Here is a 14,071-nt window from a genome sequence, read left to right on the forward strand (position 1 = left end):
TGGCGCCGCCCGAACGATTCCCGAAGGTCTTGTGATGACTGTAATTTCGCGCCGGTCGATGCTGACCGGTGCCGCCACGGCTGGCGCGGTACTGCTCGGCGTCCGCTCGCTCGGTGCGCCCGCCCCTATCGCCGCACGGGTCAACACCGTCCCGCTGACCTACGAAGACCATCGCGTCGTGGTGGTCGGCTCCGGTTTCGGCGGCGGAGTCAGCGCGCTGCGCCTGGCGGAAGCGGGCGTGCCGGTGACGGTGCTCGAGCGCGGGTTGCGCTGGCCCACCGGCCCGAACGCCGAGACGTTTCCTCGCGCCTCCGTCCCCGACAAGCGGTTGCTGTGGTGCCGGTCGAGTCCGAACCTCTTCGGCAGGCCGCTGGTGTTCGAGCGCTACACCGGCCTGGTGGAGGCGGTGCCGGGGGTGAACATGACGGCACTGTGCGCGGCGGGCGTCGGTGGCGGGTCGCTGGTCTACCAGGGCATGTCGCTGCAACCGTCGGAAGCGGTGTTCGACACGCATTTTCCGCAGGAGCTCGACTGGGCGACCATGAACCGGGTGCACTACCCGCGGGTGGCGCGGATGCTCGGACTCGCCGAGGCGCCCGACGAGTTGATCGCGACCGAGAACTACCGGGCGGCGCGCGTCTTCGCCGACCGGGTGCGCCGGGCCGGGATGCCGCTGTCGAAGATTCCGATGCCGATCGATTGGGATTTCGCGCTCGCCGAGCTGCGCGGGAAGATGAAGGCGTCCTACACCAACGGCGACGGCGCCATGGGCGTCAACAATGGCGGCAAGCACTCCGTCGATGTCACCTACATCGCCGCCGCCGAAGCGACCGGACTGGTGCGGGTCGAAACGCTGCATGAGGTCACCGATGTCGAGCGCGCACCGGACGGTCGCTGGACGGTGCACGTGCAGCGCTTGGACACCACCGGCGCCGTGGTCGAGAACAAAATCCTCACCACGCGCGCGTTGATCATGGCCGCGGGCAGTCTCAACACCACGCGACTGCTGGTCCGCGCCGGAGCGAAAGGGCTGATCCCCGATCTGCCGGACGGCGTCGGTCATGGCTGGGGCACCAACGCCGACCGCATCTACGTCTGGACCGATCCGTCCGCGGAATTCGGTGCGCCGCAAGGTGGTCCGGTGATCTACGGCAGCAAGAACTGGGCGGATCCGCGGGCCGCCTACACGGTGATCCAGGCGTCCATCCCACCGCTCTCGCTCGACCCCGCCAGCACCATGATGGTCGGCTACGGCGTCAGCGACGGGCGCGGCGCGTTCACCTATGACGCGGCCCGCGACGACGCGATTCTGCACTGGCCCGAACACGGCGACCGCGGTATCCAGGACAACCACATCGGTCCCGCGGTGCGCAAGATCGCCGGACCCGACGGGATGCTGCTCGACACCAACGCCCTGTTTCCGTCGACCTGGCATCCCCTCGGCGGCGCGAGCATGGGCGCGGTCTGCGATCTGGACGGCCGGGTGCACGGCCAGCCCGGGCTCTACGTCCTCGACGGTGCGCTCATGCCGGGCAATACCGCGGCCTGCAATCCCTCGATGACCATCGCCGCCGTCGCCGAAAGGGCGTTGGACAACCTCGTCGCCCGCGACGTGGGCACGCGCATCTGACCGCGTTCGCCGAGCCGCCTGTTTCGCGGCGGCTCGGCGGTGCGGCGCCCGCGGTCGTCCGGCGACTGGATTACGGTTGGCGGGTGGCCAGGACTGGTGAAACCGAGACGGCAACCAAGATCATCGACACCGTGCTCTCGCTGCTCGACTCCGACGGATACGACGCAGTGCAATTGCGCCCTGTCGCGAAGCAGGCGCACGTCTCCCTGGCGACGGTCTACAAGCTGTATCCGACCCGGGACGAGCTGATCCTCGCCGCGGTCGAACAGTGGATGGCCACCAACATCTACACCGAGCTGGCGCCGCCATGCGAGAACGAATCGCTTGCCGACGGTCTGCTTCGGCTGGTCCGGTACGTGTTCGAGCCATGGGAACGCAACCCTCGAATGCTCACCGCTTACTACCGAGCACGCTCCGGCCCCGACGGTCAGCGGCTGGACACCCAGGGCTTCGACGCCGTCCTGCCCGCCGCGACCGTTCTCTTCACCGGGATCGACCCCGACTACATCGCCGATGTGGGGCTCGTCCTGAGCAATATGGTCTACGCCCTCGTCGGTCGCTTCGCCAACGAGGATCTGGCCATCACCGAGATCCTGCCCGCGCTCGAACGAACCATCGCGCGGCTCACCGGAAACAACGAGCCCTTCGCGGCGGCCGCCGGATCCCCCGCTCCCGATGCACCACCCTTCACCTGGAGTCCCTCGATCGTTTCGCCGTACTCCCCTGGTCCGGACGGCGCCGAGCAACCGTCGTAGCAAGTCGAAGCGCGCGCGCCGGGCAGGAACGTGTTCTAGTGTGGGTCGACGCCCGCTGTATCGGAGCTTCGGAGGCACCCGTGCTGTCATTGCAGGAGATTTCGGACCGGCTCGAGATCCAGGATCTGATGGTTCGGTACTCGCACGCCGTCGACACGCGGCAGTGGGACCTGCTCGACGAGATCTTCACCGCCGACGCCCACATCGATTACACGGCGATGGGCGGACCGGCCGGCGATCTGGCTTCCACCAAGCAGTTCCTCGCCACCGCCATGCCGAACTTCCCCGCCTTCCAGCACTTGGTCAGCAATTCCTCGATCACGGTGCACGGCGACACCGCGACGGCCCGCACCATGTGCCACAACCCGATGCTCGTCGCGGGCGAGAACGGCACGCAGAGCCTCATGCTGTGCGGGCTGTGGTACCTGGACACCTTCGCCCGCGTCGACGGGCTCTGGCGCATCAGGCAGCGCGTCGAGGAGAAGAGCTACATGTTCCTCGCGCAACAGGTGAACGGCATCTGACCTACCCACTCGCGGCGCGTATTCGGGCGACCATGTCGTCGAGCCGACGCTGATGCGAGCCCTGCCAGTAGACGCGGCCGCAGTCCGCGCACTGGCGGAAGGCGTCGTAGTAGCGGCGGGTGAGCGGTTCGAGCCGGTCGAGGACGTCCTCCTTGGCGACATCGGTGACGAGGCCGCCGCAGCGTAGGCAGCGACTGAACGGCGCGAGCCGATCGGTCAGGTCCAGCTTGCGGATCAGCTCGACGATCTGCTCGAACGGACGATCGGCGTGCACGAAGACGCCGTGTGTGACGGCGCGCCGCGCCAGCAGCCCGCGATCGCGAGTGAGCAGGATGCGGTGCTCGGCGGCCGCCAGCTCGGCGAGGGCGGCGTCGTCGGCGTCCCATTCGCAGCGGGCGTCGAGTCCCATCAGCCGCATGAGCCGCGCCAGCCCACCGAGATTCACGTCGACGACGAAGCGCGGTTCGCGCAGCGGGCGGGCGCGCACCCGGGTCACCGGCCCGACGTCCAGCGTTTCGAACATCGGATACACCGCGAGCCGATCGCCGGGACGCGGGTGGTGGCCGAAGTCGACGGAAACGCCGTTCACCAACATCAGATCGATCTCGGTGTGCGGAATGCCCGCGGCTTCCACGATGTCCTTCACGGTCTGGTGCGGACGCATCGGCCGCCGCTGCCCCGTGTACCGGAGGTCCGGGTGCAGGAAGTCGTTCAGCTCGGCGTAGACGCGCAGCTCGACACCGGCGGTCATACGACCATTGTCGTCCAAGCACCGGCGCGGGCGGGCGCTCGATGATCGACAATGGTGGTATGCCGACGGTGCTGCTCGGCGGCGATGTCATGCTGGGCCGCGGGGTGGATCAGATCCTGCCGCACCCTGGCGACCCGCTGCTGTGCGAACGGTATGTGCGCGACGCGCGGATGTATGTCGAGCTGGCCGAGGAGGAGAACGGCGCGTTCGCCCGTCCCGTGGATTTCCGGCGGCTGTGGGGCGACGCCCTCCCGCTGCTCGCCAAGGCCGACGCGCGACTGATCAACCTCGAAACCGCCATCACCGCCGACGGGACGTTCGCACCCGCCAAGGGAATCCACTATCGGATGCGGCCGGACAACATTCCGGTGTTGACCGCCGTCGCGCCGGTCGTCTGCGCCCTTGCCAACAATCACGTGCTCGATTTCGGCGCGTACGGGCTGACCGACACCCTCGACACACTCGATGCCGCGGGCATCGACCACGCCGGAGCGGGAACGGATCTCGACGGTGCCCGCACTCCGGCGACGGCCGAACTCGGCGACGGTAGCCGGGCGGTGATCGTCTCGGTCGCCGCCGGATCCAGCGGTGTGCCGGAATACTGGGCGGCGCGTCACGATCGGCTCGGACTGTGGCGGATCGGCGAGACACCAAGCGCCACCGCCGCAGACGAGGTGGCCGCCGTTGTGCTCGCGGCCACCCGCGACCAGGACGTCGCGATCGTCTCGATCCACTGGGGACCCAACTGGGGCTACCGCGTGACGCCGAGCGAACGGCACTTCGCGCACCGGCTGATCGACGCGGGAGTCGATGTGGTGCACGGACATTCGGCGCACCATCCGCGGCCGATCGAGATCTACCGCGGCAAGCCGATTCTGTACGGGTGCGGCGATGTCGTCGACGACTACGAAGGCATCCACGGCCACGAGAGCTATCGCACCGATCTGCGCCTGCTGTTCCTGGTCGACCTGGACGCGGGAGCGATACGGCTGCGCATGATTCCCCTGCGAATGTGCCGCATGCGCCTGCAAACCGCCGAACCCGACGAGGCGCGCTGGCTGTGCGAGACGATCCGGGAGATCAGCCGTGGCTTCGATACGCGCGTCGCTACGCGGGCCGACGGCTTGCCGGTGGTGTATCGCAAAGCCTGACGAATTACCTTCGGCGGCAACGGCTATCGGCCGGGGATGCCGAGTTCGTTCAGCTGCTGCTGAAGACGATCGAGGGCCTCGCGCATGGCGTCGATCTGCGCGTTGAGCTCGGCGATCTTCGCCTGATCCACCGGTGGCGGGCCCTGCGCCTGCGGCGGTGGCGCCGGTAGCGGCTGTTGTCCCGGTGGTGGCGGCGCCGCGGGCCCACCGCCGGGTGCGGTGGCGAGCCGACCCGTTTCGGGGCCGAAGACTTGAACGAGCGCCTCGGCGATGGTCGGGGCGTAACCGACGAGGACGCCGCCGGTGCCTGGTTCGCGATAGCTGACCAGCACCCGCGCCAGCTGCGGGAACGTCGATCCGTTCGGCGTGTTCGAGATTCGCTCGGTGAACAGCGGTTCGACATAGAGCACACCGCCGTCGGCGATCGGCAAGGTCAGCAGATTGCCGTACTGGATCCGGTTCGAGCGCTCCAGCAGTGTCCGCTCGGAGGCGACCCTGGTATCGGAGATCATCGAGTTCTGGATCTGCTGCGGCCCCTGGGTGAGGGTGTCGGTGGGCAGTTGCAGGACGGTGATCTTGCCGTAGTTCTCCGGATCGGAGTCAGCGGAGACGTAGGCGGAGAGGAATTCCCTGTTGAACCCGACCATCGCGGTGGCGAGCCGGAACGTCGGCTCGGCGCTGCCGGGCTCGCCGACGAGGACGTAGAACGGGGGCTGGTGCGGGTTGGCATCGACAGTGGGATCGCTTGGCACCGACCAGAAAGCGTTGGTGGTGAAGAACTCTCGCGGTTCGTCCACGTGATACTTGGCCAGCATCTCGCGTTGGATCTTGAACTGGTCCTCCGGGTAGCGGAAGTGCGCGCGCAACTCCTCGGTGATCGACTCCTCGGGTTCGACCGTGCCGGGAAAGACCTTCATCCACGCGTCGAGCACCGGGTCGTCCTGGTCGACCTGGTAGAGGGTGACGGTGCCGTCGTAGGCGTCGACGGTGGCCTTGATCGAGTTCCGCAGGTAGGAGATGTCGCGTGAGCGTCCGCCGGTCTCGCCGGGCGGCTCGAGCATGTCGAGCGAGGCGTGCTTGGCGTAGGGGTAGCCGTCGATCGTGGTGTAAGCGTCGACGATCCAGACGATTCGCCCGTTCACGACCGCGGGATAGGGGTTGTGGTCGGTGGTCAACCAGGGCGCGACGAGTTCGACGCGATGGCGCGGGTCGCGATTGAGGATGATCTTGGAGCCGTCGCCGATCGCCTTGGAGAAGATGATGTTTCGTTCGGCGTAGAAGATGGCGAAGGCCATCCGGTCGAACCAGTTCCCGATCGGCACGCCGCCAGCGCCCGTGTACGTGTACTTCGTTGCGTCGGTGTCGTATTCGCGCGGTTCGGTGCCGCCGCCGACGATGGCGTAGTCGGGGTCCGACTCGGCGATCACTTCGCCGAAGTAGATGCGCGGCTGATCGACCGGAATCAGCTGCTGCCCGGAGGATTGCGAGGCGATGTCGCTCACCGTGTAGATCGGGTATCCACTGTTGCTGCTCGCGGCGTCGCCCGCGGCCTCACGCACCGCGGCGTTGACGCGGTTGGCAGGCGCGGCGACGAACCCGTTGCCGTGCGTGTAGACGGTGTGCCGGTTGACCCAGTGCCGCTGGTTGCCGCTCAGCGCGTTCGGCGTCAACTCGCGGGCGGCCACCACGTAGTCGCGCAGTTCCCCGTCGATGCGGTAACGATCGAGATCGAGATGCGTGGGGAAGCTGTAGAAGTTCTTCAGCTGTTGCTGCTGGGTGAAGGTGCGCGAGAGGACGCTCGGATCGAGCAGGCGCGCATTGGCGATCGTGGTCACGTCCGCGGGTACTTCGGGCGGCGGTTTGGTGCCGATACCCGGGTAGTCACGGTATTCGACATGGTCGCTACCGATTCCGTACGCCTGCCGGGTGGCGGTGATGTTGCGTTCGATGTAGACGCGCTCCATGTCGGCGGCGTTCGGACGAACCGAGAGCTGCTCGACGAGCAGCGGCCAGACCGCGCCGACCAGAATCGACGACAGCAGCAGCAGCGCGGCGGCCATCGCCGGGATGCGCAGGTCCCGCACCACGACTGCGGCGAAGACCGCCGCGGCGCAGATGACGGCGATCGCGAAGAGGATGAGCCGGGCGGGTAGCACCGCATTGATGTCGGTGTAGCCGGGACCGGCGAAGGTGGGTTCCTTGCTCCGGGTGGACAGCAGCGAGTAGCGGTCGAGCCAGTAGGCGGCCGCCTTCAACGTGATGAATGTGCCTGCCAGCACCGCGAGTTGGACGCGAGCCGCGTGGGTCAACCCGCTCGCTTTCCCGGAGAGGCGCAGGCCGCCGAACAGATAGTGTGCCGCGAGGCAGGCCAGGAACGCGAAGACCGTGGCGACGAACAGCCAGTTGACCAGCAGCCGGTAGAAGGGCAGATCGAAGACGTAGAAGCCGACGTCGTGGCCGAATTCGGGATCCGAGATGCCGAAGGATCCGCCGTGGACGAACAGCTGAACCGTCACCCAGCCCGACTGCCCGATCAGACCGCACAGCAGGCCAAGCGCGGCGGCGATGCCGAGGCCGAACAGCCGAGGCCGCCGCAGCACCGCGGTGCGATAGGGGCGCAGGACGTCCTCGTCCCCGGTGTCGGGTAGCACCAGCGGACGGAACCGGTACGCCAGCCACATCGCCGCGAACAGCGCGCCGCCGATGAGCAGCGCGACGAGGACGAACAGCGCGAGCCGGGTGAGCAGCACGGTGAGCCAGACGCCGCGAAAGCCGACCTCCCCGAACCACATCCAGCTGACATACGCGCCGACCAAGCGCGGAACGACGATCAACGCGGCGAGCAACAGCGCGGCCGAGATCACCAGCACCCGAGTGCTGCGCGGCAACCGCCGCAGGCCGAGACCGTCGCGTGCGCTCATCACCCACTCTCCCGTGGTCGCGCAGGCCGAAAGCGGCACGGCCGACGCGAGACCGTCTGGTTCGATTCTACCGGGGGCGCTGCCCCAATATGGGCGAAGCTCGGCGCTTGGCCTCAGGTCAGCGCGGTAACCTACCCACATGGACGTGGACTCGTCTACGGTCGGGGTCGAGGAGGAATTCCTCCTCGCCGATCCGCGCACGGGAGCGCCTACCGCCAAGAACGACGCGGTAGCCCGGACCGCCGGGGACCTCGGGCTCGACCTCCAGCTCGAGCTGACACGCTGTCAGATCGAGACGAACACCGGCGTCCACACCCGCACCGGCGACCTCGCCCAACAACTGCGCGATCTGCGTCGCGGCGTCGCCTCCTGCGCCGAGATGAACGACGCCCGCCTGCTCGCCGTGGCGATCCCGCCGACGGTCCCGCTGCACTACCCCGTCACCGACACCCCGCGCTATCGCCGCATCGCCGACGGTTTCGGGATGCTCGCCCACGAGCAGGGGCTGTGCGGCTGCCATGTGCACGTGGCCGTACCCGATCGCGAGACCGCCGTGCAGGTGAGCAACTACCTGCGGCCGTGGCTGCCGCTGTTTCTCGCGCTGACCGCCAATTCGGCGATCTATCGTGGCGTGGAGACCGGATACAAGAGCTGGCGCAATATCCTGTGGCGGCGCTGGCCGAGCGCGGGACCGCCGCCCTACTTCCGTTGCGCGGACGACTACGACGATCTGGTCGCGATGATGCTGTCCAGCGGCATCATGCTCGACGAGAAGATGGTCTATTGGGACGTGCGCCGGTCGATCAGCTATCCGACCGTCGAGATCCGGGTCAGCGATGTGCCAGCGACGGTGGCCGAGACCGCCCTGCTCGCCACGCTGGTGCGCGCGACGGTGATCATGGCGCGTCAGTCGCTGGACGAGGGCAGGACGGCCCAACCCGTCGCCGCGGAGATGCTGCGCGCGGCCTATTGGAAAGCGGCGCGCAGCGGGATCGACGGGGACGCGGTCGCGCCGATGGACGGGCGCGTGCTGCCCGCCCGCGACCTGCTCGGCGAATTGGTGGAACACGTCGAGCCCGCACTGAAGGAACTGGGTGATCGCGAGTTCGTCGCCGACACCATCGCCGCGGTGCTCGAGCGCGGCAACGGCGCGACGCGTCAGCTGCGCGCCTTCCGCGCGGGCGGTGACGTCGCCGCGGTGGTCGCCGAACTGTCCGAGGCCACCCTGGAGGGCTGTGCGCTGCCCGAGGAGCCGCCGCTCGGTTTCGGCGAGGCGGGCGCGGGTAGCCCGCTCAGGTAGCCGATCGTCGGCGGAAGGAGCCGGTGGTGGGTGCCGGAAAAGCCAAGGGCGCCGAGGAATTCGTCCCCGCGGGCGCGGATCTGGACACGCTGCGCGCGGCCTCGTGCGGGTGTCACGGCTGCGAGCTGTACCACGACGCGACGCAGACCGTGTTCGGTGAGGGGCCCGCTGACGCGTCCGTCTTCGTGGTCGGCGAACAGCCGGGCGACCGCGAGGACATCGAGGGGCACCCCTTCGTCGGTCCCGCTGGCCGGTTGCTGGACAAGGCGCTCGAGGAAGTCGGCATCGACCGCGACACCGTCTACGTGACCAACGCGGTCAAGCACTTCAAATTCGAGGAGCGCGGCAAACGCCGGATCCACAAGACGCCGGGACGCACCGAGGTGGTCGCCTGCACGCCCTGGCTGACCGCCGAGCTGGACGCGATACACCCGGAGCTCGTCGTGTGCCTCGGCGCGGTCGCCGCCAAGGCGGTGCTCGGCCCCTCGTTCAAGGTGAGCGAGGAGCGCGGGAACGTGGTCTTCTCCGACGACTACCGGGTGGTCGCCACCGTGCATCCCTCGGCGGTCCTGCGCGCACCCGACCGCGACGCGGCCTACAAGGGATTCGTCGAGGATCTGCGCGCGGTGCGCGCCGCGATGGACGCGGGCTGAGCCCGGCACGCCGGCGACCGGCTCCGCTGACCGGTCATCGATGGGGCGATCGCCGGTGGCCGCACACCCGGCGATCGCCCGCCGCTCGTCTCAGACGTGGTCGACGATCTTTCGGTGACCCGCCTGGTGCGCGCAATGCGCGCAGCAATAGATCCGCTCGCCCGCCTGCACCCCGTGGCCGAGAATCCGGCACGAGCAGTGCTCGCAGGTCGGCGCCAGCGCGCTGACCGCGCACTCGAAGCTGTCGAATGTCGCCGTGGAGCCGTTTCTGGTGACCGTGAACGTCTTCTCGTAGTCGTTGCCGCAGGTATCGCAAACCGGCATCGAACTCGCCTCCTTTGGTGTCGTGGTTCCGGCGTGATCTGCTGGCGCGGTACCCGAGGTTGCCCCGGCGAAACCGCCGAACCTGGTAGGAAGGGTTGGTGAGCCCAGACGATTCCGATGCGGACAAAGTGATCGAACTGGCGGGCAAGGTCTTCGACCTGGCGCGGCACGGCGACGCCGACGCGCTGGCCGCTTACGTCGACGCCGGAGTACCCGCGGACCTCACCAACGACAACGGCGACACGCTCGTCATGCTCGCCGCCTACCACGGCCACCGCGACGCGGTCGCGACGCTGCTGGTGCGCGGCGCCGACCCCAACCGGGCCAACGACAAGGGCCAGACGCCGCTGGCGGGCGCGGTGTTCAAGGGCGAGGACGAGATCGTCCGCCTGCTCGTCGCCGCGGGCGCCGACCCGGACGCGGGCACACCGTCGGCACGCGACGCGGCCACCATGTTCGGCAAGACGGAGCTGCTCGACGCGCTCGACTGAGCGGGTCGGAACTCCCCGCGAACTCAGCCGCGCCGCCGCACCTCCGTCATCGCCTTGCGGGCCGCGACGAGCACCGGATCCCACACGGGTGAGAACGGTGGCGCGTAGCCGAGGTCAAGGGCGGTCATCTGCTCGACCGTCATCCGGGCGGTGAGCGCGACCGCGGCGATGTCGACCCGCTTGCCCGCGCCCTCGCGGCCGACGATCTGGGTACCGAGCAACCGTCCGGTGCGCCGTTCGGCCAGCATCTTCACGGTCATGGGCGCCGGCTCGGGGTAATAGCCCGCGCGGCTGGTGGATTCGATCGTGACGGTCACGTACTGCAAGCCCGCCGCGTGCGCGTCCTTCTCGCGCAGACCGGTCCTGGCCACCTCGAGATCGCAGACCTTGCTCACTGCGGTGCCTACCACGCCCGGGAAGGTCGCGTATCCCCCGCCGATGTTCGCGCCGATGATCTGGCCGTGCTTGTTGGCGTGGGTGCCCAGCGCGATGTGCCGCAGCCGGCCGGAGACCAGATCGAGCACCTCTACGCAGTCGCCGCCCGCCCAGATTTTCTCGTGGCCGTGCACCCGCATGGACAGGTCGGTCAGCAGGCCGCCGTATTCGCCGAGGGGCAGACCCGCGGCGCGAGCCAGCGCGGTCTCGGGTCGCACGCCGATGCCGAGCACCACCACGTCGGCCGGATACTCCCCTTCGGCGGTGGCGACGGCGCGGACGCGGCCGCTGTCGTCGGTGCGGATCTCGGTGACCTCCGCATCGCTGACGATCTCGATTCCCAAGCCGCACATGGCCGTTCGGACCAGCGCGCCCATGTCCGGATCGAGCGTCGACATCGGCTCTGCGCCGCGATCGAGGACCGTCACCCGGTAGCCGCGATTGATCAACGCCTCGGCCATCTCCACGCCGATGTAGCCGGCCCCCACGACGACGGCCCGCTTGCCCTCCGTCGCGACGAGCGTATCGATGAGCGCTTGCCCGTCGTCGAGGGTCTGCACGCCGTGCACGCCCGCGGCGTCGATGCCGGGCAACGCGGGCCGGATCGGGCGCGCGCCGGTCGCGATCACCAGCTGGTCGTAGCCGGTCCACGGTTCGGCGCCGGATTCGAGGTCGCGGCTGCGCACGCGGCGTCCGGCCACGTCGATCTCGAGCACCTCGGTGCGCAGGCGCAGATCGATGTCGCGGGCGCGGTGTTCCTCGGCGGTGCGCGCGATCAGCGAATCGCGTTCGGCGACAAGGCCGCCGACCCAGTACGGGATCCCGCACGCGGAGTAGGAAGTGAAGCCGCCACGCTCGAAAACGACGATCTCCAGCTCCCGAGGACCGGTCATGCGGCGGGCCTGCGAGGCCGCCGACATGCCCGTCGCGTCGGCGCCGATGACAACGAGACGTTCGCTCATGACGGTCACGCTACGTGGCGAACCGTCGCGGGCGCGCGAGGTGTCGGCACGCTTGCGGGTCGGATTCGGGTGCGATAAATTGCCCGTCGCTGGGGGCGGGGTCGTCCGCGCGAGGCCGCCGCCGGGGGGTCGTCGCGGGTCGTCCGGATTCGCCCGGACGAAACAGGGGTGGTGACGATGGGTAGCGCGCGAGAACTGCTCGCGGGGGTCGGAATTCCGCTGCTGGTGTTCGCGGCCGTGGCGTTCGTGCTGGCCGCGAGCTGGCGAATCGCGAATCCGCCGGGCACCGACCCCGGGCGCTGGGACCGCAAACTCACCGACCTCGGCCTGGTACTCGCCGCGGTCGGCGTCGTTGCCTCGGTGGCCGGGTTGGTTCCGGTGCGCTCCCCCGGCGACGGAGGCCCGAGCAGTTCGTGCTCGGCCCGCGCCGCGACGCTCGGCTGGGAGCATCGGTCGACGGATGCCTGCGCGCACGCCGAGGGTCGCGACGGCGACCGCTGAAACGTGTTACGCCGGGTTGTCCGTTTGCGCTGTGATCCACCCGGCTTTACCGCACACTGAGCTTCTGGCAAACGCTGTATGAGGGCAGCGTTTTCACTTCGGGAGCGATCATGACCGAAACCCCGTCCGAGGACGAACGCAGGCTCGCCGAACTCGGTTACAAACAGGATCTGGCGCGATCCTGGTCCGGATTCTCCAACTTCGCCATCAGTTTCACCATCGTCTCCATTCTCACCGGCGGATTGGCCAGCTACGGCATCGGATTGGCGAACGGCGGCCCGATCACCATGGCGTGGGGCTGGCCGCTGGTGTCACTCATGGTGTTGTTCGTCGGCCTCGCCATGGCCGAATTGGCTTCCGCCTACCCGACTTCCGGCGGCCTCTACTGGTGGGCCGCGGAATTGGGCGGTCCGGTGTGGGGCTGGTTCACCGGCTGGTTCAATCTCATCGGCCAGATCGCGGTGACCGCCGCCATCGATTACGGCGCGGCGATTTTCACCACGGTGGTGCTGAACGTGATCGGCATCGATATCGGTACCGACCGCACGGCCATCTTCGGAGTCTTCGCGGTGATCCTGGTGCTGCACGCGGTGTTGAACGCGATCGGCCCGCATCTGTCGGCGGTCATCAACAACATCTCGGCGTGGTGGCACGTCGGCGGCGTGGCGATCTTCGTGCTCGTGCTCGGTTTCGGCGCGAAGAACCATCAGAGCGTCGGATTCGTGTTCACCGAGACCGTGGACAACAGCGCGGTCGGCTTCGGCGGCGTGGCGTTCAGCTTCCTGCTCGGTCTGCTGCACGCGCAGTACACATTCACCGGTTACGACGCGTCCGCGCACATGTCGGAGGAAACCCACGACGCGGCCCGCTCGGCGGCCAAGGGCATCATCAACACGATTCTCGTCTCCGCGGTCGCGGGTTACCTGCTCATCATGGCCGTCACCTTCGCCATTCCGAATCTCGACGACGCGCTGGATCCCGAGAAGAACAGCGGTTATCCGGTGATCTACATCCTGGAGAATTCGCTCGACTCGTTCTGGTCGGGGCTGCTGCTGATCATCGCGGCGGTCGCGCAGTTGTTCTGCGGATACGCCTCGGTGACCTCCGCATCCCGGATGCTGTTCGCGTTCTCCCGCGACGGCGCGGTGCCCGGTTCGGCCTATTGGGCGAGGCTGTCGGCGAAGAAGGTGCCGGTGCACGCGGTGCTGTTCATTTCGTTCTTCGCCTTCGTGTTGCTGATTCCGTCGATGCTGGTGCCCGCCGCGAACGCGCCGACGGCCTACGCGGCGGCGACGTCGGTCGCCACGATCGGTCTCTATATCGCCTACGGAATCCCGATCCTGCTGCGGCAGCTGCACGGTTCGCGTTTCCGGACCGGCCCGTGGCAGCTCGGGAAATGGTATCGGCCGATCGGGATCGTCGCGCTGGCGTGGATCGCGGTGATCAGCGTGTTGTTCGTGCTGCCCACCGACGACCGCGGCTATCCGTGGAACAGCGAATTCACTTGGACCACGGTGAATTACGCCCCGCTGACGCTGATCGGGGTGGTCGGTGCTATCGCGATCTGGTGGTTCGCTTCGGCCCGGCGCTGGTTCACCGGGCCCAAGCGCACGGTCGGCGAGCCCACCGATCCGAGCGGTGACGAGACGCCGGTCAGGGCCTGACACGCAGTG

The 14,071-nt window shown here is 68.2% G+C and carries 13 protein-coding genes; 9 read left to right on the forward strand and 4 right to left on the reverse strand.

Going from position 1 to position 14,071, the window contains the following annotated elements; all coding sequences use genetic code 11:
• Window positions 1-34: 34 nt before the first annotated feature.
• From NAM01S_RS00220 to NAM01S_RS00230, 3 genes are all read left to right on the forward strand, one after another.
• Entirely contained in the window at window positions 35-1,630 is a 1,596-nt protein-coding gene (locus NAM01S_RS00220) for a GMC oxidoreductase (RefSeq protein ID WP_084482202.1), read from the forward strand.
• A gap of 83 nt (window positions 1,631-1,713) precedes the next feature.
• Window positions 1,714-2,385 (forward strand): TetR/AcrR family transcriptional regulator, encoded by a 672-nt coding sequence (locus NAM01S_RS00225; protein WP_067777970.1) that lies wholly within the window; start codon window positions 1,714-1,716, stop codon window positions 2,383-2,385.
• Window positions 2,386-2,465: 80 nt separating this feature from the next.
• Window positions 2,466-2,909, forward strand: a complete 444-nt coding sequence (locus NAM01S_RS00230; protein WP_067778292.1) for a nuclear transport factor 2 family protein — start codon at window positions 2,466-2,468, stop codon at window positions 2,907-2,909.
• Window position 2,910: 1 nt separating this feature from the next.
• Here NAM01S_RS00230 and NAM01S_RS00235 read toward each other — a convergent pair whose 3' ends face one another.
• Complete coding sequence (locus NAM01S_RS00235; protein WP_067778293.1) at window positions 2,911-3,660, reverse strand: Mut7-C RNAse domain-containing protein; 750 nt, start codon at window positions 3,658-3,660, stop codon at window positions 2,911-2,913.
• A gap of 41 nt (window positions 3,661-3,701) precedes the next feature.
• On the opposite strand from NAM01S_RS00235, the gene NAM01S_RS00240 reads away from it, so the two are divergent.
• The gene (locus NAM01S_RS00240; RefSeq protein ID WP_067777972.1) at window positions 3,702-4,811 is read left to right on the forward strand and encodes a CapA family protein; all 1,110 of its coding nucleotides are present in this window, start codon (window positions 3,702-3,704) and stop codon (window positions 4,809-4,811) included.
• A gap of 23 nt (window positions 4,812-4,834) precedes the next feature.
• On the opposite strand, the gene NAM01S_RS00245 is transcribed toward NAM01S_RS00240, so the two are convergent.
• Window positions 4,835-7,732 (reverse strand): UPF0182 family protein, encoded by a 2,898-nt coding sequence (locus NAM01S_RS00245; RefSeq protein WP_067778294.1) that lies wholly within the window; start codon window positions 7,730-7,732, stop codon window positions 4,835-4,837.
• Window positions 7,733-7,871: 139 nt separating this feature from the next.
• On the opposite strand from NAM01S_RS00245, the gene NAM01S_RS00250 reads away from it, so the two are divergent.
• Both NAM01S_RS00250 and NAM01S_RS00255 read left to right on the forward strand, forming a co-directional pair.
• Window positions 7,872-9,032, forward strand: coding sequence for a glutamate--cysteine ligase 2 (locus tag NAM01S_RS00250; protein ID WP_084482204.1), 1,161 nt, complete (start codon window positions 7,872-7,874; stop codon window positions 9,030-9,032).
• 26 nt (window positions 9,033-9,058) lie between these two features.
• The gene (locus NAM01S_RS00255; protein WP_067778296.1) at window positions 9,059-9,685 is read left to right on the forward strand and encodes a UdgX family uracil-DNA binding protein; all 627 of its coding nucleotides are present in this window, start codon (window positions 9,059-9,061) and stop codon (window positions 9,683-9,685) included.
• Between the two features lie 90 nt (window positions 9,686-9,775).
• Here NAM01S_RS00255 and NAM01S_RS00260 read toward each other — a convergent pair whose 3' ends face one another.
• Complete coding sequence (locus NAM01S_RS00260; RefSeq protein WP_067777974.1) at window positions 9,776-10,009, reverse strand: metallothionein; 234 nt, start codon at window positions 10,007-10,009, stop codon at window positions 9,776-9,778.
• A 95-nt stretch (window positions 10,010-10,104) separates the two neighbouring features.
• Between NAM01S_RS00260 and NAM01S_RS00265 the strand changes: the two genes are divergently transcribed.
• Complete coding sequence (locus tag NAM01S_RS00265) at window positions 10,105-10,500, forward strand: ankyrin repeat domain-containing protein (RefSeq protein ID WP_218018310.1); 396 nt, start codon at window positions 10,105-10,107, stop codon at window positions 10,498-10,500.
• Between the two features lie 23 nt (window positions 10,501-10,523).
• On the opposite strand, the gene NAM01S_RS00270 is transcribed toward NAM01S_RS00265, so the two are convergent.
• A complete protein-coding gene (locus tag NAM01S_RS00270; RefSeq protein ID WP_067777976.1) occupies window positions 10,524-11,897 on the reverse strand; it encodes an FAD-dependent oxidoreductase in 1,374 nt (457 codons plus the stop codon).
• 177 nt (window positions 11,898-12,074) lie between these two features.
• Here NAM01S_RS00270 and NAM01S_RS00275 point away from each other — a divergent pair, with 177 nt between their 5' ends.
• Entirely contained in the window at window positions 12,075-12,398 is a 324-nt protein-coding gene (locus NAM01S_RS00275) for a hypothetical protein (RefSeq protein WP_157107525.1), read from the forward strand.
• A 110-nt stretch (window positions 12,399-12,508) separates the two neighbouring features.
• Window positions 12,509-14,062 (forward strand): amino acid permease, encoded by a 1,554-nt coding sequence (locus tag NAM01S_RS00280; RefSeq protein WP_067777978.1) that lies wholly within the window; start codon window positions 12,509-12,511, stop codon window positions 14,060-14,062.
• The last annotated feature ends 9 nt before the right edge of the window (window positions 14,063-14,071 follow it).

It is taken from the genome of Nocardia amikacinitolerans NBRC 108937, from assembly GCF_001612615.1.
Taxonomy (GTDB): Bacteria; Actinomycetota; Actinomycetes; order Mycobacteriales; family Mycobacteriaceae; genus Nocardia; species Nocardia amikacinitolerans.

Excerpts from the sequence above, each read along its gene's own strand:
- NAM01S_RS00240 (WP_067777972.1), top strand. The coding sequence starts at position 3,702 with ATGATCGACAATGGTGGTATGCCGACGGTGCTGCTCGGCGGCGATGTC.
- NAM01S_RS00235 (WP_067778293.1), bottom strand. The coding sequence starts at position 3,660 with ATGACCGCCGGTGTCGAGCTGCGCGTCTACGCCGAGCTGAACGACTTC.
- NAM01S_RS00260 (WP_067777974.1), bottom strand. The coding sequence starts at position 10,009 with ATGCCGGTTTGCGATACCTGCGGCAACGACTACGAGAAGACGTTCACG.
- NAM01S_RS00220 (WP_084482202.1), top strand. The coding sequence starts at position 35 with ATGACTGTAATTTCGCGCCGGTCGATGCTGACCGGTGCCGCCACGGCT.
- NAM01S_RS00270 (WP_067777976.1), bottom strand. The coding sequence starts at position 11,897 with ATGAGCGAACGTCTCGTTGTCATCGGCGCCGACGCGACGGGCATGTCG.
- NAM01S_RS00250 (WP_084482204.1), top strand. The coding sequence starts at position 7,872 with ATGGACGTGGACTCGTCTACGGTCGGGGTCGAGGAGGAATTCCTCCTC.
- NAM01S_RS00275 (WP_157107525.1), top strand. The coding sequence starts at position 12,075 with ATGGGTAGCGCGCGAGAACTGCTCGCGGGGGTCGGAATTCCGCTGCTG.
- NAM01S_RS00280 (WP_067777978.1), top strand. The coding sequence starts at position 12,509 with ATGACCGAAACCCCGTCCGAGGACGAACGCAGGCTCGCCGAACTCGGT.
- NAM01S_RS00245 (WP_067778294.1), bottom strand. The coding sequence starts at position 7,732 with ATGAGCGCACGCGACGGTCTCGGCCTGCGGCGGTTGCCGCGCAGCACT.